The sequence below is a fragment of the Streptomyces sp. NPDC055815 genome (assembly GCF_053616475.1).
Genome location: NZ_JBSHDU010000089.1, coordinates 14,336 through 34,177 on the forward strand (window position 1 = coordinate 14,336; position 19,842 = coordinate 34,177).

The following is a 19,842-nucleotide window of genomic DNA, read 5'->3' on the forward strand; positions in this document are numbered from 1 at the left end:
GAGAGACCTTTCATGAACACCATCGACAACACCGTCGTGATGGCCGCCGCGTTCGAGGACATCGGCAACCACCTGTTCGGCATGGGGGAGACCTGGGCCGAGCGCGCGCTGAAGCTGTTCATCCTCGGCGCCGTCGTCATCACCGTCGTCCGGAAGATGAGCCTGAAGGCCGGCATCGGAGCCCTCCTCGGCCTGGTGGTCTGCCTGGGTATCTACAACTCCCGTACCGAGCTGTCCAACGCCTTCAAGGAGGAGTTGACCAGCCTCGGCTCCTCCCAGTCCGCGCCCGCCCCCACGGGCCGAGTCCACGCCGGATCTGACGGACAGGCCGGCGACAGCGAGCGCCCGGTATGAGCGGCACCGTCTCGGCCCGGGTCGGCCGCACCTACACCCGGGCCCGTACCCACCCGTGGGTGCTCGGCAAGATCGGCGACTTCGTCCTGTGGCTCGGCCCCTACAACGCGCCCCAGCTGATCATCGCCGCGACGGGGACGTTCCTGCTCATCAAGACCTTCTCGTGGTGGGCGGGGCCGCTCGGGCCGATCCCGGTCGTCGCGCTCGCGTTCGCGGTGTGGGCGGCCCGCGCCCAACGGATCGCGGGCCGGGCCCCGCTGTGGATCGCCTACGGCGTCCTGCAGCGGGCGTTCCAGCCCTCCACCGGCCGGATCGGCGGCCGCACCGCACGCGTCCCCAGGCCCCGATCGCTCACCGGCACGTTCCTGATCGAGCACACCCGCGCCCCGGCGCCCGCAGCGACCGGTCCCGCGGCCACGCTCCACACCTCTCCCTGTCCCCGCCCTCGGTCTTCGTCCCGGGGCGGGGGCCCGGCCCCCACCCCGCTGCAGCAGATGCTGCATGACCGATCGAAGGCAGCTGCGCGATGAAGCTCCCCATCCGCCACATCATCGACAACGTCGTGTGGTCCACCACCGGCACCGCCTGGGCGATCTGGTCAGTCACCCCGGCGGGATCCCGCTACATGGACGACCGCACCCGCGACGAGCTCGCCTCCCGGGTCACCACCCTGGTCCGCACCCTGCCCGGGGCCGCCCGCCTGTACGGGCTGTGTGCCCGGATGGATCCGGCCGAGGTCGTCGCGAAGACCGTCGAGGGCGTCGACTACCGACGCCACGAGGCGTGGGCGGAGGTCGCCCAGGAGCGGCTGCGACTGCTGGCGGGTGACGACTTCGACTCCCCGGTGGAGATGCACCGCCGGACCCTGTGGCTTGCCGTCCCCATCGAGCCGGCCGGGGCGAAGGCGGAGTGGACGGTCACGTTCGCGGCGGCGTGGGCGGAGCTGTCGGGCATGCTCGGCCTCGCCCCCGCGCCGGTCACGGCCCGCGAGGCCGCTGCCTGCAAGGAGCGTGTTGAACAGCTGGAGGCGGAGCTTGACGGCGGCCTGGAGCTGCGCCGGGCGCTGCCGGCGGAGATCGTGTGGATGCACCAGCACGCCGTCGCCCGCGGCCTGGAGGGCGAACTCCTCGGCCAGGCCGAGAAGTCACCGATGCGGGGCAGCCGGTTCGTACGAGGGCAGCTGAGGGCGCCATCGCACGCCGACCTCGGGCAGGTACGGCTCCTGGAAGGCGGCGACGGCCACCACACCGGCGACGAGACCGCCCGGGGGAGCGGCGGCAGCCGCACGCGGCGGGCCGGCCTGCTGGTCGGGCGCCGGTGGCTCCAGGTCGACTCCGAAGCCGGCACTTCCTACCAGGCGCACCTGGCGCTTGCGGAGATGCCCCGTCACTTCACCGCCGCTGGTGGCGACTTCCTTGCCGAACTCGACCGGATGCCGTTCGGCGTGGACTGGGTCGTCGACATGACTCTCGTCCCGGCCGAGAAGGTGCTTGCCGCGGTCACGAAGAAGAAGCGCGACCTGGTCGACCAGGCCGACCAGTACGCGGCCCGGCGTGCGACGGGCCTGCCCGAAGACATCCACGACGCGGCCGACGACCTGGGCGACCTGGGCGCCCGCGCGTCGCGTACGAGCGTCGAGGTCGAGGTCCAGGCGGTCACCGTGATGACCGTGTGGGGCACCGGCCCGGCCGAGTGTGACAGGCGGGCCGGTGCGCTGCAGGCCCGGCTGCGGGGCGCGAACTACCGCCTGGTCCGTCCCATCGGCGGCCAGGAGCAGCTGTTCACCCTCGGCCTGCCCGGCGCGGCCACGCCGCCCGCGACCCGCCAGTACGTCCAGCATCAGCTGGGTGAGGACTGGGCGATGCACGGCGCGTTCACCGGGCAGACGTTCGGCGACCCGACCGGGGCCATGGTCGGCTTCTCTCAGGACAGCGGCACCGTCTCCCCGACCCTGCTCGACATCGCCGACGCCCCCGTCCGCAACGCCTCCGCCTCCTTCGCGCTCGCCGGCGACCTCGGCGGCGGCAAGTCAACCCTGCTCAAGCTGATCACGGGATCGGTCGTCGACCGCGGCGGCCGGGCGATCGCCATCGATCGCACCAAGTCCCGCGAGTGGGCCCGCTTCGCCCGCTCCGCTGCCCCGGGCCGCTGCCAGGTCGTCGACGCCGCCACCGCCGACATGTCGATCGACCCCCTGCGGGTGTTCACCGATCCGGCCGTCGGCGCCCGATACGCCCTGTCCTACCTGACTGTGCAGCTCGGCGTCGGGGCGATGACCGAGCACGGCGCCCTGCTGAAAGCGGCGGTCAAGCAGGCCGCCGCCGCCCCCTATCCGTCGATGTCCCTCGTCCTGTACGCCCTGGAGGAGATGGCCCTGGAGGACAGCGCCCGGGGCCAGCGGGCGGCCGCGCTCGTCGAATGGCTCCGAGTCGCGGCCGAGGAGCCGCTCGCCGCGGCCGTCTTCGACCCCGCCCTCCCACCCCTCGACCTGGCCGGCGACGTCGCTTCCGACTTCGTCGTCATCACCACCACCGGCCTGACCCTCCCGCCCCGCGAGGCCGCGACCAACCCCGACCTCATGCGCGCCCAGCCCCTGGAGGCGCTCATCGGCCGCGCCGTGCTCTACCTGATCGCCGCGATCGCCCGCGAGACCGCGTTCACCGACCCCCGCTTCACCCTCCTGCCCCTGGATGAGGCGTACTGGCTCACCTCCTCCGCCGAGGGCCAGGCCCTGATCGCCGAGATCGTCTACGACGGCCGCAAGCACGGCGCCGGCGTTGGGCTGGGCTGCCACGACGTCGAGGAACTCGGCACCTCCACCACCCGCGGCCTGCTCGCCTACCGGTTCCTCGCCCGCACCGCCGACCCCGTCCTCGCCGCCCGAGGCCTTCAGTGGTTGGGCCTGGACGGCACGGATGAGGAACTCCTGCGCATGGTCACCACCGACCTGTCCCCGTTCGGCAAGAAGGAGCGGGCCGGTGAGTTCCTCGCCCGCGACCCCCGCATGAGCATCGGCCGCTTCAAGGTCCTCGTCCCCGACCTGGAGCGCATCACCAGCGGCATCTTCACCACCCCCTCCGACACCACCTCGACCCCGTCCGCCGCAACCGCCGGGAGCCCGCGATGAGCGACACCTTCACCCGCCCCCTCGCCCAGCGCGTCGGCGCGCTGCTCGCCGGCCTGGTGGCGTGCGCCGGGCTCGTGGCCGCGCTGATCCTCGTGACCACAGCAGCGCCCAGTGGCTGGTGGCCGCACACCGCCGACGCCTTCGCCACCAGCCCCACCTCCCACACCGAACCCGCCGAGGCCCGCGACGCGGACGTGTGCGCGCGGATCGTCGGCCCCGCACGGGAGTACTGCCTGCGAGGCAACGCCCAGGCCTCCGAGCCGGCAGACCGGCACGTCAGCTTTACTGCGCTCCTCTTCCTGGTCCCGGTCGCCGCCCTTGGAACTGTCGCGGTCCGCCGCCGCGGGAAGGCGACGCGATGACCACCCGGCGCTGCCGCCAGACCGCCATCGTCGTGGGCCTGACCCTCCTGCTATCGGCAGCCGGCGCGGGCACCGCGTTCGCCGCCGACCCCGGAGGCGGGCTGCTGGACCCGTTGAACGTCCGTACCTCCGAGGGCGCGCCCCTGGACCACTACGACCTGGTCAACGGAGACCCGACCCAAAGCGTCCCGCTGCCCGGCACGGTGGACGGAGGCGGCACGCTCGAAGCCGTCCAGATGATGCTGGCCTCCGGCCTCTTCGCCGCCGCCCGTACCGTCACCGGTCTCGCCTGCTGGCTGATCGACTGGGCCTACAAGTTCCCCGTCCTCGACAAGCTCACCGGCCCCGCACAGAAGATCTCCGACGCCTACGAGACGAACATCCTCGGCCCCCTCGGCCTGGCAGGCCTGTTCATCACCTGGGCGTTCGTCTTCGGCCTGGTCCTCGCCATGCGTGGCCGCGTCGCCCGCGGCACCGGCGAGATCCTCCTGACCCTCCTCATCTCCGCACTCGCCGCCACCACCGTCGTACGCCCCACCGTCCTGCTCGGCTACGACGGGCCCGTCCAGCAGACCCAGCGCGCAGCCCTGGAGGCCGCGACCATCACCACCAACGCCGGCAGCACCCCAGCGGCCCGCGACACCGGCCCGTGCGCCCTGGTCACTGGACCCGCGAAGGAGACGTGCCTGCGCAACCAGGCGAAGACGAAGCCCTCGCCGCCCTCAAGTGCGACAGGCCCTACGAAACAGTGCGACACGGTCACCGGACCGGCCCGCGACACCTGCCTGAGTAACGAACGCCCCCCGACCGCCGCCGCGGTATCGCAGCCGATCACCCGCACCCTCACCGACACCCTCGTCGTCCAGCCCTACATGCTCCTGCAGTACGGGCGGACCATCGAGAAGGACAGCCCGCTCTACCCCGTCCACCAGAGCATCGTCACCAAAACCACCGACAAGCCCGATCCCGACAGTCCCTGCAACCGCGTCAAGGGCCCCGCCAAGGAGGTCTGCCTGCGCGGCGGCCAGGACGCCACGGGCAAATTCGACAACCTCGGCGACGAAGGCAAGGCCGTCACCGCCTACATGGGCCGCGGATCCTGGGACCGGGTGATCGGCGCGGCCCTCGTACTGATCGCCGCGATCGTCATCTTCCTCCTCGTCCTGGCCATGGCCATGGCCCTGATCGCCGCCCAGATCGGCTGCGTGATCGCCGCGCTCGGCAACGGCATCGTCTTCACCTGGGCCCTGCTGCCCGGCCCCAACCGCGCCGTCCTGTGGCGGTGGCTGGGATCACTGGCCGCCTGCATGCTCACCCTCCTCGGCGTCGCCATCGCCATCCCTCTCTTCGGCCTCATCGCCCGAGCCCTCCTCGCCGACACCAGCACGCCGCTGCTGGAACGCCTCTTCCTCCTCGACGGCGTCGCCGCCGCCGCGCTGGTCGCCCACCGGCTGATGAAGCGCAGCGCCCACCGGACCGGACAGACCTTCGCCAGCCGCATGCGGTTCTCCCGCATCGGCGGCAGCCACACCATGAACGAGAACGCCGCCTCGACCGCCGCCGCCTTCTCCTCCCTCGGCTACAGCGGCGCCGCCGGCTCCCCGGCACACACCTCCCTGCTCAGCCGCGCCGGACGCAACAGCACCCTCGGCGCCCTCACCGAAGGGACCGGTGGGCCCGGCGGCATGCTCGTCGCCGCGGCTGTCGCAGAAGGCCGACACGCCCTCGCGCCGCTCGCGCTCGGTCTGCGCGCCGCACACACCGCGCTCATTGGCCCGAAGCGGCCCCCGGTCCAGCCCGAACCGGTCGGCCCCGACGGACTGGTTCTGCCGCACAGCACCCGTACCCCCGGCAAGGACCGTGCCGCAGCCGCCGCGCCCACCGCCGCACCCGGCCGCGCCGCCTCGGCGCCGTCCGCGCCCGAGACGGAAGGGACGGGCCGCCCACCGCTCGTCCCGGCCGGGAGCCGCCTGGAAGCTTCGCTCCGCCGCACCCGGGCCGGCCGGGTCCTGGTCGGCACCTCGAAGGCCGCGTTCTACTCCACCGTCGGCCTGCCCGCCACCTGGACCCGCCTGCGCAGCTTCGGCGACGAGATGTCGCGGGATCTGAACACCGAACTCGGCCGCCAGCGCGCCCACTACCAGCGCGTCGGCGGACGCTGGGCCGACGACACAGCCGCCGCGTTCGCACCGCGCCACGACCGCGACAGCCGACACCAGCCCCGTACCGAGCGACGCTCCTACCGGGCCACCTCGACCAAGCCGCCCCGCACCCGCCGTGCCCGTCGGCCCGAAGCCGGGATGCCCAGCACCCGTACCCCCACTGCCGACACACCGATCCCGGGCGACATCTCGCTGCGTACCTGGCGTGAACTCTGGCGCGAGCATGATGCGGGGGGCGGGGAGTGAAGCGCCGACTCGGATGCGGTGCCTTCCTCCTGGCTGCGCTCTCCACCCCGGTCCTCATCATCATCATGGTGACCGCACGACCGGCGCCCGCTCCCGCCCTTCAGACCGTGGGCCAGGTCGCAGGGATCCCGCAGCGGATGCTCGCCGCCTACCAGAACGCCGCAACCCGCCTCCCGCGCGAGGTGCCGTCCTGCAAGGGCATGCGCTGGCCCGTACTCGCCGGCATCGCCCGCATCGAGTCCAACCACGCCTCCGGCCGCACCATCACCGCCCGCGGCGACATCACCCCGCGGATCCTCGGCCCGGTCCTCGACGGCTCCGGCGCCGGAGGCAACCACACCGCCTTCCCCGACACCGACGGCGGGCGCTGGGACGGCACCGCCACCAGCGAACGAGCCGTCGGACCCTTCCAGTTCCTGCCTTCCACCTGGAACGGCTCCGGCCGCGACGCCAACGACGACCAGGTCACCGACCCGCACAACGCCGACGACGCGGCACTCGGCGCCGCCGTCTACCTCTGCGGCAACGGCCGCAACCTCGACGACCGCACCCAGCTCCGCGCCGCGATCTTCCAGTACAACCACTCCACCGCCTACGTGAACGACGTCCTGGGCTGGATCGACCGCTACAGCCAGCTGGCCACCGGCACCATCCCCATCGGACAGCACGCCACCGGCAACGCCCGCACCGTCATCAACACCGCCCTCGCCCAGACCGGCATCCCCTACTCCTGGGGCGGAGGCAACGCGAAGGGCCCCAGCACCGGCATCTGCTGCTCACCCAGCGGAAAAAGCGGAGTACACATCCGCGGCTTCGACTGCTCCGGACTCACCCTCTACGCCTACGCCCAGGCTGGCATCAACCTGCCCCGCACCGCCGCCGAACAGGCCGGCGAAGGACGCCGCATCCCCGCCTCCGCCGGAATCCAGGCACTGCGCCCCGGCGACCTCGTCTTCTTCGCCTTCGACCCCACCCGCGACTCCACCATCCACCACGTCGCCATCTACCTCGGAAACGGACAGATGATCAACGCCCCCCGCCCCGGCACCCAGGTGCGCTCCGAGGCTCTGTGGGACGACGGCTACGCCGGAGGGGCCCGCCTGTTGTGACCACCCACCCCGCCCCCTACCGCCACTCCCTCCTCCTCGGCCTGGCCCTCCTGATTGCAGGTGCCGTCGTCCTCCTCAACGGCGCCGGCACCACACCCCACCCCGGCCAGGACGGCACCCGATCCGCCGCCGTACGCACCGCGACCCCGACCACTCACCCCGCCACCACCCCCGCCCGCCCGGCGGCCGGACCGCACGACGCGGACGGCACAGCCGCACCGGACCGGACCCCTGACACCCCCATAACGGCCGTCCGCCCCACCGCGAGCACCCGGATCGTCCCGAGCGACCGGCCGGTCTCCGGCGACGGACCGGCCGGCGACTACGCCATCCAGCGCCTCCTCGACCGCTCCACCCCCACCGACCTCCCACCCACGACCGCACGCCACCTCGCCCGCCTCGCCACCCGGGTCTGGATCGCCGAGACCACCGGCACCGGCCGCGCCACCTGGCCCGCCTACTTCAACGGCAACGACCTGCGCGCCCCCTACCACGACGTACGGGTCCAGGCAGCCATCGCGCACCAGGCAGGCCAGCCCGCCGGCCGCGCCGAGGTCCGCCTGGTGTGGGCCGGCGCGGACGCGGCGGGAGAGTTCCGGGACGGGCGGACCGCCCATGTACTGCTGGAGCTTCACCACAACGAGTGGGAACCCGTCCGATGACCTGAGCCGGTACCTCGGTATTCCACGGGCTTCCTGCCGAATCCGGCGACCCATTTTTCGAATGATTCCGGCCGCGATTGCCGAAAGTCTGTCAAGTCCCCTAACCGGCTGTGTAGTTGGCCGTGGCATTGCGTAATGTATGGCGCATATCCTGCGGCCACATCACTACCCCGGAACGCACTTCGCGCAGGTGAGGGCAAACACCCGCATATGCCACGGGAGGCGAGAATGACCCGCACGTTCAACCGGCAAGAGTGGCGGAAAATCACATTGGCGTGCGCGACCGCCGTTCTCGCGGTCGGCTGTACCAGCAATGAACCGGCCTCGCCGAAGTCGCCCGCCACCACCACGGCCGCGGCCACCACCACAGCCCCTGAACCGAGCAAAACGCCCGAGGACCCGGCCGAGACTGCGAAGAAAGAAGCGATTGCCACCTACCTCTCCCACTGGAAGGAGGTGGAGAAGCGCTACGCAGACAAGACCGACAAGGCTGGCGATCTGAAGAAGTACGCCGCCGTGGACGCGCTGCTCAAGGTCGAGAACGACGCTGCGGACATGCACCGGAGGAACCTGGTCATCCTCGGCGATGTCACGGTGCTCAACCCGACTGCAGTCAGCACGGACCTCGACCGGAAGGTCCCCAACGTCGTTGTCTCCAGTTGCCTGGACATCTCTCGCTGGACGGTGACCCGCACCAAGACCGGCGAACCGGCGACTAGTCTCCCCAAGGACCGGCTGCTGAAGTACGTCATCAAGGCGACGGTCGAGAAGTGGCCACAGGGCTGGGTCGTCATCCGTGACGAGCCGCAGGGGAAGAAGTGCTGACCCCGCGGCGTGTCGCCGCGTCCACCGCTGTTCTCGCCCTCGGAGCAGCCGTTCTCACCGCGATCCCGGCCTACGCCGACCCCCCAGGGGGTAAGGGCGGCGCCGAGTGTGGTGCGTTCGTCTGCGATGTGGAGGTCGTCGTGCCCGGGTCGGGCGGCGGCACCTCAGGCGGCAGCGGCGGGGGAGGAGAGAGTGACGACAAGGGGCCGAAGCCCAAGCCGCCCGAGTGCACGCCGGCGAAGAAGGTCGATCCGCAACCGGCCGCTGGCAGCGAGGTCTGGGAGGGACAGGACCCCGCCAAGGGCGCCGTCCTGTACGTCCGGACCTGCCGCTACTTCATGGCCGACGGATCCTCCACCATGATCACCGAGACATTCGTCAGCGGCCCCGGTGGCCCGGTGGTCCCTGCCGTCGACCCTGCCGTCCTGGCCCAGCAGGCCGCCGACCAGATGACCCTGCGCGGTCCCGACATCGGCATCGTGCCGAAGCCGGGCGGCATGGGCCTGGTCGGAATGCCCGTCTACATGTGGACGGAGCAGGGGCCGGAGACGTACGGGCCGAACACCGCCTCCGCGTCGGCGGGTGGGATCACGGTCACGGCGACGGCGAAGGTGCAGCGGATCGTGTGGCAGATGGGAGACGGGAAGACCGTCACCTGCACCACCGCCGGCACCCCCTACAAGCCCTCCTACGGCAAGCGCCCGTCCCCTGACTGCGGTCACCGCTACACGCAGCCCTCCACGGCCGGTTCGTACCACGTGGTGGCGACCTCGACGTGGGCGATCGACTGGCAGGCCACGACCGGGCAGTCCGGGCGGCTGACCCAGACCCGGCAGAGCACGGTCGACATCCGGGTCGGCGAGCTCCAGGCCGTCGGCAGCTGACACCCCACCCCCTCTATTTCCCTCCGCACGTCGCGTCGTTTCACTCAGGAGAGGCGAAAGACCGTGAGCAAGACCGCCGTTTCCCCGGCCGCGGGCCAGGTACCCGCGCAGCCGGTGCCCCCGCAGATTCCTGGTGCCGCGGCCGGGTTCAGGGCCCGCCGTCGGCGCCCGGGCATGTATGCGCTCGCCGTCGCGCTGATCGCGGCCGGTGGCAGCGGCGGGTTTCTGGCGTTCCAGGCGACGGGGGAGCGGACCCCGGTCCTAGCGGTCGCCCACGCGGTGCAGGCCGGTGACGTCATCAAGGACGCCGACCTGATCGAGGCGCAGGTCCAGCTCGATCCCGCTCTCAAGCCCGTGCTCGCGGCCGAGCGGGACAAGGTCGTCGGCAAACGGGCCGCCGTCGCCCTCACCCCCGGCTCCCTCCTCACCCAGGGACAGGCGACCACGCGGACACTGGTGAAGGCGGGGGAGCGACTGGTGGGTATCGGGCTGAAGACGTCGCAGATGCCCGCGACCCGCCTGTCCCCGGGAGACAAGGTCCTGGTCGTGGCCACCCCCTCGGAAGGGCAGACCGGGGCCGGTGAGGACGGCAAGCAGAAGGAGCCGGTGCAGATCGCCGCGCGGATCGTGAAGGTGGGGGAGAAGCAGGCCACCACCGGCGACACCGTCGTCGATGTCGCCGTGCCCTCTCAGTTCGGCCCGGCGCTCGCCGCGCAGGCGGCGACCGGTGACGTCGCCCTCGTTGTCGATGCCCCCGGGGGATCCTGATGGCCGTCATCGCCCTGACCGGCCTGCCCGGTGCCCCTGGCGTCACGAGCACGGCGCTCGCGCTGCTGCGCACGTGGCCGCTGGAGGAGGGCCGGCGCCTGGTGCTGGCTGAGTGCGACCCGGACGGCGGCGCCGTCCTCGCCGGAGCGCTCCAGGGTCAGATCCAGGCAGACCGGGGCCTGCGGAACCTCGCGCTCTCCTCACGGACGCAGGATCTGGTGACTGCGTTCTGGCCGCAGTTGATTGCGCTGGAGAACGACGAGAAGCGCAGCGAACGTAACCGGCTGCTGCTGCCCGGCCTGACCTCCCCCGACCAGGCCCCCAGCCTCACCCCCGTATGGGGGCAGCTGGCGGACCTGTTCGCCGGCATCGAAGAACACGGGCACGACGTCCTGGTCGACCTCGGCCGCTCCGGCGCCTTCGGCCAGGCCGGCGTCCTCGCGCTTCGCGCCGACACCGTCCTGCTGGTCCTGCGCGGCACCGTCCGCAGCGTCCACGCCGCCGCCACCCGTATTCAGACCCTGCGCACCATGCTGGACGGCGACTCCGGCCGCGGCTCCGGCGCTCTCGGCCTGGTGCTCATCCGCCAGGGCTCCTACGGGCCCCGGGAAGTCGAGGCCGAGCTGGGCGTGCGGGTCGTGGCGACCCTGCCGTACCGGCCAGAGGAGGCGGCCGTCCTGTCCGACGGCGCCCCGGAGGGTTCCCGGTTCATGACGTCGAAGCTGATGAACGCCGCCCGCGACGCCACCACCCCGATCCGCCAGCACGTCGCCACCCGCCGCGCACGCCTCACCTCCCCGCTCCAGCAACGCCTGCTGAAGGGAGTGCCCGGTGCGAGCTGACCCCGTCTACCCCGCCTCCGCCCCAGTTCCCCAGCCCCCAGTCCCCGCTCCTGCTCACGATCCGCGCCGCGCGGTCCGTCAGCCTGCCGCACCGGCGTACGGCAGGCCCGCTTCCGGATACGCGCCCGCACCCGCCTCGCTGCCTGGTGCGGGGGGCGCGGTGCGTGTCCGCGTGGACGCAAAAGCTGCTGGGGAGATGAAGCGGCAGGTCAATGACCACCTGCTGGCCGAGACGAAGCTGAACCCGGGCCTCGTCGGCAAGACGCGCGAGCAGCGGGCCCGCGCCTTGATCAGTGAGCGCGTCGCCGTGTGGGGCGATGCGGCCCGACAGACCCGGGGGGTGACCCCGGCCGAAGAGGAGCAGCTCGCCGCGCTGGTCTTCGACATGCTGTTCCGCTCGGGCCGGCTCCAGCGGCATCTGGACGATCCGGCGGTCGAGGACATCTGGATCAACGGCCATGACCGGGTGTTCCTCAAGTACTCCGGCGACAGCGAGCCCGTGGAGGCCGATCCGGTTGCCGAGTCCGAGGAGGAGCTCCAGGAGCTGGTGCGTGACCTGATCCGTAACAGCGGACTGTCCGGCCGTACGTTCTCCACCGCCAGCCCCGATGTGGCGATCCGCCTCCCGGACGGCTCCCGGCTCCAGGCCCTGCACCCGGAGATCACCGGCGAGCGGACGTTCGTCACGATCCGCCGCCACCGCCTGCAGAACGCCACCCTCGACGACCTCGTCACGGCGGGCGCCATGGACACCACGATCGCCGCCCTGCTGCGTGCGTGCGTCCGCGCGCGCCGCAACGTGATCGTCGTCGGCGAGCAGTCGTCAGGGAAGACGACCCTGATGCGGGCCCTGCTGCGGGAGATCCCGCAGCACGAGCGGTTCGGCACCGTGGAGACCGAGTTCGAACTGTGGGCCCACCAGAACGGCTACCACACACAGGTCGTCCCAATGGAGGCCCGCGAGTCCAACGGCGAACGCGTCGACGGCCGCGCCGTCGGCGAGATCACGCTGCTCGACCTGATGTACCGGGCCAAGCGCATGTCGCTCAAGCGCGTTGTGGTCGGTGAGGTCCGCGGCCCGGAGATCACGGCGATGATGCAGGCCCTGACCAGCGACCGGCCCGGCTCCATGTGCACGATGCACGCCTCCGAGCCGCACGTCGTCTTCGACCGCATCGCCGAGCTCTACCTCCTGGCCCGCGGCAACTTCTCCGAGCAGCTCGCCTACCGGCAGATCGCCAATGGCCTGCACTTCGTCGTCTTCATGTCCGTCGACGAGTCCGGGCCCGCCCCGCGCCGCCTGGTCTCCCACATCTGGGAGATCACCGGCATCGGCGAGAACGGCCGCCCCGCATACAACGAGATCTTCCGGCCCGCCTCCGAGGCCGACCTGCGCGCCGTACCGGCCGCCCCGCTCTCCCCGCGTTCCCGCCGGAAGCTCGAACTCGCCGGGTTCGCCACCCACCTTCTCGACCAGTCGGCCGCGCACGCGTGGACGGGGGGAGTGTGATGGGAGCTTTGTGGTGGACCCTGTGCGGGGTCCTCATCGCCGGTGGCGTCCTCGCCGCGATCATCGCCACCATCGGCACGACCGCCCCCAAGACCCCGGGCCGGGCACTCCGCCTGCGTACGGCATGGACCGGCGGCTCCGGCGGGCAGCGGGAGGCGGCCCGCCGCCGCGCTCTGCTCACCGCGGCCGGCGTCACGTTCCTCGTGGTGTGGTTCGTCTCCGGCGTGTTCGTCGCCGCCCTCCTCCTGGGCGCGGGTGTCGTCGGGGTGCCCTGGCTGCTGGACGCGGGTTCGGGCGGCAAGGCCCGGATCGTGAAGCTGGAGGCGCTCGCGGAGTGGACGCAGCGGCTGTCGGAGATCCTGCGGCTCGGCTTCGCCTTGGAGCAGGCTCTGGTCACCAGCCGGAAGAACCCGCCGGCGGCACTCGCGGAGGAGGTCGCCGAGCTCGCTGACAAGATCAAGGCCGGGTGGCTTCCCGTGGACGCGCTGCGCGATTTCGCCGACCGCCTCGACGACGTCACGGCCGACAAGGCGTGCGCCGCGCTCATGCTCTGCGCCGTCGACCCGGGCCCTGGCCTCGCCCAGGTCCTCGAAGACACCGCAGCGCAGCTGCGTGAGGAGGTCGCCGCCCGTCGCAAGATCGAGGCCGACCGCGCCAAGTCCCGTACCGCCATGCGCTCGATGACCCTCATCTGCGTCGCCCTGGTCCTGGTCGGCTTCCTCATCCCTTACACCGCCCCCTACGCCACCGCACTCGGCCAGCTCGTCCTCGCCCTGCTCGGAGCGTCGTTCGCCGCGGTGCTGTGGTGGACACGCAAGCTCGCCAGCCACACCCCCGTCCCGCGCTTCCTGATCAACGACCCGCGCAGCCGCGTCAAGCAGCCCGAACCGGTAGGGGAGCAGTCGTGAGCCAGACCGTCCTCGTCGTCTGCGGCGCCACCCTCGGCGGCGGCATCGCCCTCCTCGCCCGTGAACTGCTGCCCTCGGCGCCGCGCCTGGGACCCGCCCTGCGCCGCCTCGACCCGCCGCCCGCCCGCCCCGGACAGCAGACAGCAACCCCTTCGGCGTCGCCGCTTGGCGGCGCGTGGGCAGGTCGGCTCGCAGAACGCCTCCGACTCCCGCGGGCCGACCTCGACCTGCTCGCGCAGAGCCCGGAGCAGTTCGTCACCAACAAGGCCGCGCTCGCCCTGCTAGGGCTGCTCGTCCCCCTCGTCCCGGCGATCGGCTGGGTCCTGATGGGCCTGTCCGTACCACTGTTCATCCCCGGCCTCGCCGGCGTCCTGCTCGCCCCCGTGCTGTGGTTCGTGCCCGACTGGGCGGTCAAGACCGAAGCGACGAAGGCACGCACGGAGTTCGCGCACGCGGCCGCCGCCTGGATGGACCTGGTCGCCACCCGCATGGCGTCCAACGTCGCCGCCGACCAGGCCCTCGAAGACGCCGCCCGCATCGGCCGAGGCTGGGCCTTCGCCCGCATCCAGGAAGCACTCCTGCGCGCCCGCACGGAGAAGTCCTCCCCTTGGGCGGCGCTCGACGACCTGGGCAACCAGCTCAACCTGCCCGTCCTGACCGACGTCGCCGACATCATGCGCCTGTCCTCCGACGACGGCGCCTCCGTCTACGACACCCTCCGCAACCGCGCCAAGGGCCTCACCAACGAGCTGCTGACCGCCGACGCGGCCCGCGCGAACGCCGACAGCGAAAAGCTCCACACCCCCGCAGCCCTGCTCGCCGTCATCGCCATGATCGCCATGGCGTTCCCGGCCGTCCTCAACATCTTCTCCATCTGACCCACCAACAGCCCCCCGCCCTACGGGGCCGTCCAACCCGGAAGGAACCCAACGTGAAGAGCCCGCTCCTCTACGCCCAGGCCGCGCTCACCGTCACCGCCGGAGCACTCCGCTCCCGCATGGAGACCCTGTGGCAGGACATCAAGAAGGGTGACACCGACGACCGGGGCGACAGCCCGATCTCGACCGTCGTCATCATCGTGGCCGCCGTCGCCGGCGCCCTCCTCATCGCCGGCGGACTGGCCGCCGCCTACGGCCGGGCGAACGGCAAGCTCTCCGGCATCCTCGGCGGCTGACAACCACCCAGGAACACGACGCCATGCCCTTCCGCAGCCTCCGGCCGCAGGCCCACGACCGGGACCGAGGATCCACCCCCATCCAGGTGGCGATCATCTTCCCGGTCGTCATCCTGCTCATCTTCGCCATCGTGCAGGGGTTCACCATCGCCTGGGCCCACAACGCCGTCGCCACCGCCGCCCGCGAAGGCGTCTCCGCAGGCCGCATGTACGAAGCGCAGCCCGGCGACGGAGCCGCCAAGGCCCGTAAGGCCGCCGCCGACCTCGGCGGCAACCTCCTCACCGGCGTCCACGTCTCCACAGCCGGCACCACCCGCGACCGCATGAGCATCCACGTCGAGGGCCAGGCAGTCTCCCTGATCCCCGGACTCAAGAGCATCACCGTCCGCTCCTCGGCGTCCGGGCCCATCGAGCGCTGGACCACTGCTGGGAGCAACTGATGGCGGGCCGAGACGGGCTTCGCACGGGCCTGCGTACGCGCCTGATCCGCCGGCCGCGGGGGGACCGGGGCGACGTCGCGATCGAAGCGGTCATCGTCGTCCCCCTGCTCCTCGCGCTCGCCCTGCTTGTCATCGCCGGCGCCCGTCTGTCCCTGGCCGGACAGACCGTGGACGCCGCAGCCCAGGCCGCGGCCCGAGCAGCCTCCCTCGAACGGACACCGGGCGCCGGGCAGTCCGCCGCCCAGGCCGCAGCCGCCGATGTCCTCGCCCAGGAGGACCAGCCCTGCACCTCCACCAGCGTCCGCGCCACCACCAGCGGACTCGGCGTCGCCCTGGGGGAGACATCCACCGTCACGGTCACCGTCTCGTGCCGCGTCCCGATCGGCGACCTCCTGCTGTACGGAGGCGGCCCCGGGGTCCGGACGATGACCTCCTCCTTCACCTCCGTCGTCGACACATACAGGGGACGCGGATGACCACCACCCACCATCCCCACACCCGCCCTCACCACCGCCCGCGCTGGGCCGACGACCGGGGCGGCATCTCGCCGTTCGTCGCCATCATCACCGTCCCCCTGCTCCTGCTGGGTGGCCTCCTGGCTGTGGACGCCTTCGGGGTCAGCCGCACCCACGAACGCACTGACGCCGCCGCCACCGAGGCCGCCCGCGCCGCAGCCCAGGCCATCGACCCCGCCAAGGCCGTCACCGGCGAAGCCGTTGTCGCCGACCCGAACGCCGCGGCCGCCGCCGCCCGCGCCTACCTCGCCCGCGCCGGCGTCCGCGGCAGCGTCACCGTCACCGACGGCGGACGCCGCATCCAGGTCCACGCCACCGGCAGCTACCGCGGCCGCTTCGTCCCCCACACCTGGACCGTGACCGCCACCAGCTCCGCCACCCTCCTGCACGGCATCACCCGACCCACGAAGGACTGACCCGCCGATGCCCGCACCCCGCTCCCTCGCCAGACGCCTGCCCCGCGCCCTGGCCTCCGTCCTCGTCCTCGCCGCAGTCACTGCCGGCCTGCCCTGGATCCTCACCAAGGCCACCACCGCCCTGTGGGCCTCCGGCATCGACGCCTTCACCCACCTGCTCACCCGCACCGACACCGGCGCCGCGTTCCTCCTCGCCCTGGTCGCTGTCGGCTGGATCGCCTGGGCCACGTTCGTGGCGTCGCTCCTGGTGGAGATCCCCGCCCAGCTCCGCGGCCGCACCGCTCCCCGCCTGCCGGGCCTGCGCCTGTCCCAGCGCGCCGCCAGCACCCTCGTCAGCGGCATCCTCGTCCTGTTCGCCTCCAGCACCCTCGCCACCGCAGCCCCTGCCCTGGCCGCCCCCGCCCCCAGCGCGCCCGCTGCCACTGCGGCTGCCGTACCGGCCGCCACGGCCCCCCAGGCCCACTCCGCTCCGACCTCCGCGGTCACCGAGAAGACGGCAGAGCAGACCTACACCGTCCGCGCCGTGAGGCCGGCCGAGAGCCTGTGGTCCATCGCCGAGCAGCTGTACGGGCACGGCGAGCTGTACACCAAGATCGCCGACGCCAACGAGGGCCGCGCGATGGCCGACGGCACCGTCTTCCACGCCGACGCCCCCATCCGACCCGGCTGGATCCTGCGCCTCCCCGACGCCCCCACCACCACACCGCCCCCCGCTCCCGCGCAGCAGACCGGCGCCTACACCGTGGCCGGCGGCGACACCCTGTGGCAGGTCGCCGAAGAACAGCTCGGCGACGGCGACCGCTACACCGAGATCTTCGACGCGAACAAGAACAAGCCCCAGGCCGACGGCGGCCGCTTGACCGATCCCGACGACATCCGGACCGGCTGGAAGCTGACCATCCCGCACACCGCCGCCCCCACCGCCCCGCCGGCCCAGGCGACCCCTCCTCCGCCCCGGACCGCCGACAAGCCCCCGGCCCCAGCGAATCCCGATCCGACCGCGCCTGTGCCGCCCCAGACCACTCCTGCACCGGCGGCCTCCACCCCGCCGACCACCGCACCCACGGCCGTTCCGGACCACACCAAGACTCCCGCCCCGACCCAGACACCCACCCGCACTACCAACCCGGACCCCGCAGAGCCCGCATCAGCCGCGCCCACCGCCCGCCCGGACACCCACACCGCGGCCCCGCCAACAGCAGTCCCTTCCCCCTCGGCCGAGCCCGCAGTACCTGCGGCCGAGGAAGCCGACAGCAGCCTGATTGCCGAGATGGCAGGGATCGGCATGCTCGCCGCCGGCAGCCTCCTCGTCAGCCTCGGCACCGTGCGCATGCTCCAGCGACGCCGCCGCAAGCCCGGTCAGCTGCCCGCCCCCGTCGAGAACGACGACGCTGAGCAGAGCCTCCACGCGGCCGCCGACCCCGGCAGCCTCGAACTCCTCGACCTCGCTCTGCGCACCCTCGCCCACCATTCCGACCAGCAGGGCCTCGCCCTCCCGGCCGCGACGGGCGCCAGGATCACGGCCCGCAGCGTCGAACTCCTCCTGTCCACCGACCCGCACCCCACCCCCGGCCGCGACGACGATGACCTCGACGGCCTGCCCTTTCTGGCGGAGGAGGCCCCCGCCCTGGCGCCGTTCACCCTCGCCGCCCCGGGCCGCTGGGTGCTGGACCGCGCCCAGGACCTCCTCGACCCCGCCAGCGCGGCGGGCGTTCCCGCCCCCTATCCCGGCCTGGTCACCCTCGGCACCGACCCCGAGGGCAACCACCTCCTGATCAACCTGAACGTCTCCCGCGTCCTCCTGCTCGACGGCACCCCGACCGCCGTACGCGATACCGCCCGCGTCCTCGCCCTCGAAGCCGCCACCAGCACCTGGAGCGACCACGCCGAGATCATCACCGTCGGCCTCGGCGACGAACTCCCCACCCTCCTCCCACAGAACCGCCTCCGCGCCGTCCCCCACCTTGCCGCCGCCCGTACCGACCTCGCCGAACTCCTCCTGGAGCAGCGCCAGCAGGCCGACGGCGCCGACGCCCCGCCCCGCATGCCCTGGACCCTGGTGTGCGCCGTCGACATAGAGGAGACCGAGGCCAAGCTCCTGGCCGACACCCTCACCGCGGCCCGTGAACTGCCCGTCGCGCTCGTCCTTCCCGCCCAGGGAACCGCCGGCGCCTTCGGCGCCTTCGACGACGCCATCCACCTCGCCGTCGGCACCACCCGCCCCCAGCACGTCGACATCCTCGACGCCGATCTGATCGTCCAGTCCCTGCCCGAAACCGACTACGAGGCATTCGCAGACCTGCTGCGCCAGGCCGAGCAACCTGCGCAGCCCGCCGAGGAACCCTGGACCCTGGTTCCGCCCGCCACCGTGAGCGTCACCGGCGACGGCGACACGAGCCCGGCCGGCCTGCCACCCACCCCGTTCGCCGCTTTCACCGCCACCCGCCCCCTCACCCCCGTTCCCCCGCTCCCCACCCCTGCCGCTGTCCCCGAACAGGGCAGCGCGGAAGAGATGAAGGAGAGGGAAGAGCAGGGCAACGGGGCCGACCAGGCGGGACCCGACGACGCGTCCGGCACTGGTATGGAGGAAGGGCAGGGCCAGAGCGCCACCTCACCGGAGGAGGCTGGCAGCGCCCCGTCGGCCGGACCCGTAGCGCCGCCTGAGCAGGCAGAGCCGCCCACTGGGACAGGTCAGGGAAGTGGTGAGGACGAGGCTGGCGACGCTGTTGACCTGCACGCCCCCGAGGTCCAGGTCCTCGGCCCGGTTGGAGTCACCGGCATTCAGGCGTCCGGCCACGGTCCCAAGCTCGCCCAGCTTGCCGCGTACCTCTACTTCAAGCCCGGCCCGCCTGACACCGTCCGCGAGGCGATGGACCCCCGCTCGCCCTGGGGCACCGCCACGCTCCAGACCCGTATCTCCCAGCTGCGCAACGGTCTGGGCGCCGACCCTGACGGCAACCTGTACCTCCCGCGCGACCGCACCGGCATCTACAAGCTCTCTCCGAAGGTCCGCAGCGACTGGGACCGCTTCACCCGCCTCGCCGAACGCGGCCTGACCCGGGGCCCCTCCGCAGGCATCCCGGACCTCGAATCCGCCCTCGCCCTGGTACGAGGCATTCCCTTCGGCGGCACGCCTCCGGCCTGGGCCGCCGCCCGCTACCAGGAGATGCTCGTCCGCATCACCGACACCGCCCACACCCTCGCCACCTGGCACCGCCAAGGAGCCCGCCCCGACCTCGACGCCGCCCGCCGCGCCGTACGCCAAGGCCTCGACATCGACGACAGCGCCGAACTTCTCTACCAGGACTGGATGCTCATCGAGAACCAGGCCGGCAACCACTACGGCGTCCGCGCCGCGTACGAGACCATCCTCACCATCAACCGGCGCCTCGACGTCAGCACCGAGCCCGAGACCGAGCGCATCTATGAGGAGATCGTCAGACGCAGCGCATGAACTGAAGAGGGAAGCGGAAGCAGAAGAACCCGTCGCTGCAGGTAGAGCGCAACGCCCGAGGGCCCCGACCGTAGTGCGAGCTAC

At 72.2% G+C, this 19,842-nt stretch carries 19 protein-coding genes; all 19 read left to right on the forward strand.

The annotated features are described in order from the left end of the window. The first annotated feature begins 12 nt into the window (after window positions 1-12). The 19 genes from ACWGN5_RS35780 (at window position 13) to ACWGN5_RS35870 (ending at window position 19,758) form a co-directional block, all read left to right on the forward strand. Window positions 13-354, forward strand: a complete 342-nt coding sequence (locus tag ACWGN5_RS35780; protein ID WP_453522586.1) for a hypothetical protein — start codon at window positions 13-15, stop codon at window positions 352-354. Further along, window positions 351-884, forward strand: a complete 534-nt coding sequence (locus tag ACWGN5_RS35785; protein WP_453522587.1) for a hypothetical protein — start codon at window positions 351-353, stop codon at window positions 882-884. Before ACWGN5_RS35780 ends, ACWGN5_RS35785 begins: the two co-directional genes overlap by 4 nt. Then, window positions 881-3,481, forward strand: coding sequence for an ATP-binding protein (locus tag ACWGN5_RS35790; protein WP_453522588.1), 2,601 nt, complete (start codon window positions 881-883; stop codon window positions 3,479-3,481). The genes ACWGN5_RS35785 and ACWGN5_RS35790 overlap by 4 nt, the downstream gene beginning before the upstream one ends. Continuing rightward, the gene (locus ACWGN5_RS35795) at window positions 3,478-3,843 is read left to right on the forward strand and encodes a hypothetical protein (protein ID WP_453522589.1); all 366 of its coding nucleotides are present in this window, start codon (window positions 3,478-3,480) and stop codon (window positions 3,841-3,843) included. The genes ACWGN5_RS35790 and ACWGN5_RS35795 overlap by 4 nt, the downstream gene beginning before the upstream one ends. Further along, a complete protein-coding gene (locus ACWGN5_RS35800; protein ID WP_453522590.1) occupies window positions 3,840-6,251 on the forward strand; it encodes a hypothetical protein in 2,412 nt (803 codons plus the stop codon). Before ACWGN5_RS35795 ends, ACWGN5_RS35800 begins: the two co-directional genes overlap by 4 nt. After that, window positions 6,248-7,360: a C40 family peptidase gene (locus tag ACWGN5_RS35805; RefSeq protein WP_453522591.1), complete on the forward strand. Its 1,113-nt coding sequence runs from the start codon at window positions 6,248-6,250 to the stop codon at window positions 7,358-7,360. Before ACWGN5_RS35800 ends, ACWGN5_RS35805 begins: the two co-directional genes overlap by 4 nt. Continuing rightward, on the forward strand, window positions 7,357-8,022 hold the full coding sequence (locus tag ACWGN5_RS35810; protein ID WP_453522592.1) for a hypothetical protein: 666 nt from the start codon (window positions 7,357-7,359) through the stop codon (window positions 8,020-8,022). The genes ACWGN5_RS35805 and ACWGN5_RS35810 overlap by 4 nt, the downstream gene beginning before the upstream one ends. Before the next feature lie 228 nt (window positions 8,023-8,250). Continuing rightward, entirely contained in the window at window positions 8,251-8,847 is a 597-nt protein-coding gene (locus tag ACWGN5_RS35815) for a hypothetical protein (protein WP_453522593.1), read from the forward strand. Then, on the forward strand, window positions 8,841-9,731 hold the full coding sequence (locus ACWGN5_RS35820; protein ID WP_453522594.1) for an ATP/GTP-binding protein: 891 nt from the start codon (window positions 8,841-8,843) through the stop codon (window positions 9,729-9,731). Before ACWGN5_RS35815 ends, ACWGN5_RS35820 begins: the two co-directional genes overlap by 7 nt. Before the next feature lie 63 nt (window positions 9,732-9,794). After that, window positions 9,795-10,499 carry an SAF domain-containing protein gene (locus tag ACWGN5_RS35825; protein WP_453522595.1) on the forward strand — a complete coding sequence of 235 codons (705 nt, stop codon included), beginning with the start codon at window positions 9,795-9,797 and terminating at the stop codon, window positions 10,497-10,499. Continuing rightward, window positions 10,499-11,341, forward strand: coding sequence for a hypothetical protein (locus tag ACWGN5_RS35830; RefSeq protein WP_453522596.1), 843 nt, complete (start codon window positions 10,499-10,501; stop codon window positions 11,339-11,341). The genes ACWGN5_RS35825 and ACWGN5_RS35830 overlap by 1 nt, the downstream gene beginning before the upstream one ends. Before the next feature lie 196 nt (window positions 11,342-11,537). Then, on the forward strand, window positions 11,538-12,851 hold the full coding sequence (locus tag ACWGN5_RS35835; protein WP_453522597.1) for a CpaF family protein: 1,314 nt from the start codon (window positions 11,538-11,540) through the stop codon (window positions 12,849-12,851). Next, window positions 12,851-13,759, forward strand: coding sequence for a type II secretion system F family protein (locus tag ACWGN5_RS35840; protein WP_453522598.1), 909 nt, complete (start codon window positions 12,851-12,853; stop codon window positions 13,757-13,759). The genes ACWGN5_RS35835 and ACWGN5_RS35840 overlap by 1 nt, the downstream gene beginning before the upstream one ends. Then, the gene (locus tag ACWGN5_RS35845) at window positions 13,756-14,637 is read left to right on the forward strand and encodes a type II secretion system F family protein (RefSeq protein WP_453522599.1); all 882 of its coding nucleotides are present in this window, start codon (window positions 13,756-13,758) and stop codon (window positions 14,635-14,637) included. Before ACWGN5_RS35840 ends, ACWGN5_RS35845 begins: the two co-directional genes overlap by 4 nt. Window positions 14,638-14,690: 53 nt before the next feature. After that, window positions 14,691-14,933 (forward strand): hypothetical protein, encoded by a 243-nt coding sequence (locus ACWGN5_RS35850; RefSeq protein WP_453522600.1) that lies wholly within the window; start codon window positions 14,691-14,693, stop codon window positions 14,931-14,933. Window positions 14,934-14,956: 23 nt separating this feature from the next. Continuing rightward, complete coding sequence (locus tag ACWGN5_RS35855; protein ID WP_453522601.1) at window positions 14,957-15,373, forward strand: TadE family protein; 417 nt, start codon at window positions 14,957-14,959, stop codon at window positions 15,371-15,373. Then, window positions 15,373-15,849 (forward strand): TadE/TadG family type IV pilus assembly protein, encoded by a 477-nt coding sequence (locus ACWGN5_RS35860; protein WP_453522602.1) that lies wholly within the window; start codon window positions 15,373-15,375, stop codon window positions 15,847-15,849. Before ACWGN5_RS35855 ends, ACWGN5_RS35860 begins: the two co-directional genes overlap by 1 nt. After that, entirely contained in the window at window positions 15,846-16,304 is a 459-nt protein-coding gene (locus ACWGN5_RS35865; RefSeq protein WP_453522603.1) for a pilus assembly protein TadG-related protein, read from the forward strand. Before ACWGN5_RS35860 ends, ACWGN5_RS35865 begins: the two co-directional genes overlap by 4 nt. A 7-nt stretch (window positions 16,305-16,311) precedes the next feature. Then, a complete protein-coding gene (locus tag ACWGN5_RS35870; RefSeq protein ID WP_453522604.1) occupies window positions 16,312-19,758 on the forward strand; it encodes a LysM peptidoglycan-binding domain-containing protein in 3,447 nt (1,148 codons plus the stop codon). The last annotated feature ends 84 nt before the right edge of the window (window positions 19,759-19,842 follow it).

Coding starts and splice junctions, on each gene's coding strand:
- ACWGN5_RS35785 (WP_453522587.1), top strand. CDS start 351: ATGAGCGGCACCGTCTCGGCCCGGGTCGGCCGCACCTACACCCGGGCC.
- ACWGN5_RS35815 (WP_453522593.1), top strand. CDS start 8,251: ATGACCCGCACGTTCAACCGGCAAGAGTGGCGGAAAATCACATTGGCG.
- ACWGN5_RS35780 (WP_453522586.1), top strand. CDS start 13: ATGAACACCATCGACAACACCGTCGTGATGGCCGCCGCGTTCGAGGAC.
- ACWGN5_RS35865 (WP_453522603.1), top strand. CDS start 15,846: ATGACCACCACCCACCATCCCCACACCCGCCCTCACCACCGCCCGCGC.
- ACWGN5_RS35790 (WP_453522588.1), top strand. CDS start 881: ATGAAGCTCCCCATCCGCCACATCATCGACAACGTCGTGTGGTCCACC.
- ACWGN5_RS35860 (WP_453522602.1), top strand. CDS start 15,373: ATGGCGGGCCGAGACGGGCTTCGCACGGGCCTGCGTACGCGCCTGATC.
- ACWGN5_RS35800 (WP_453522590.1), top strand. CDS start 3,840: ATGACCACCCGGCGCTGCCGCCAGACCGCCATCGTCGTGGGCCTGACC.
- ACWGN5_RS35855 (WP_453522601.1), top strand. CDS start 14,957: ATGCCCTTCCGCAGCCTCCGGCCGCAGGCCCACGACCGGGACCGAGGA.
- ACWGN5_RS35830 (WP_453522596.1), top strand. CDS start 10,499: ATGGCCGTCATCGCCCTGACCGGCCTGCCCGGTGCCCCTGGCGTCACG.
- ACWGN5_RS35840 (WP_453522598.1), top strand. CDS start 12,851: ATGGGAGCTTTGTGGTGGACCCTGTGCGGGGTCCTCATCGCCGGTGGC.
- ACWGN5_RS35870 (WP_453522604.1), top strand. CDS start 16,312: ATGCCCGCACCCCGCTCCCTCGCCAGACGCCTGCCCCGCGCCCTGGCC.
- ACWGN5_RS35835 (WP_453522597.1), top strand. CDS start 11,538: ATGAAGCGGCAGGTCAATGACCACCTGCTGGCCGAGACGAAGCTGAAC.
- ACWGN5_RS35795 (WP_453522589.1), top strand. CDS start 3,478: ATGAGCGACACCTTCACCCGCCCCCTCGCCCAGCGCGTCGGCGCGCTG.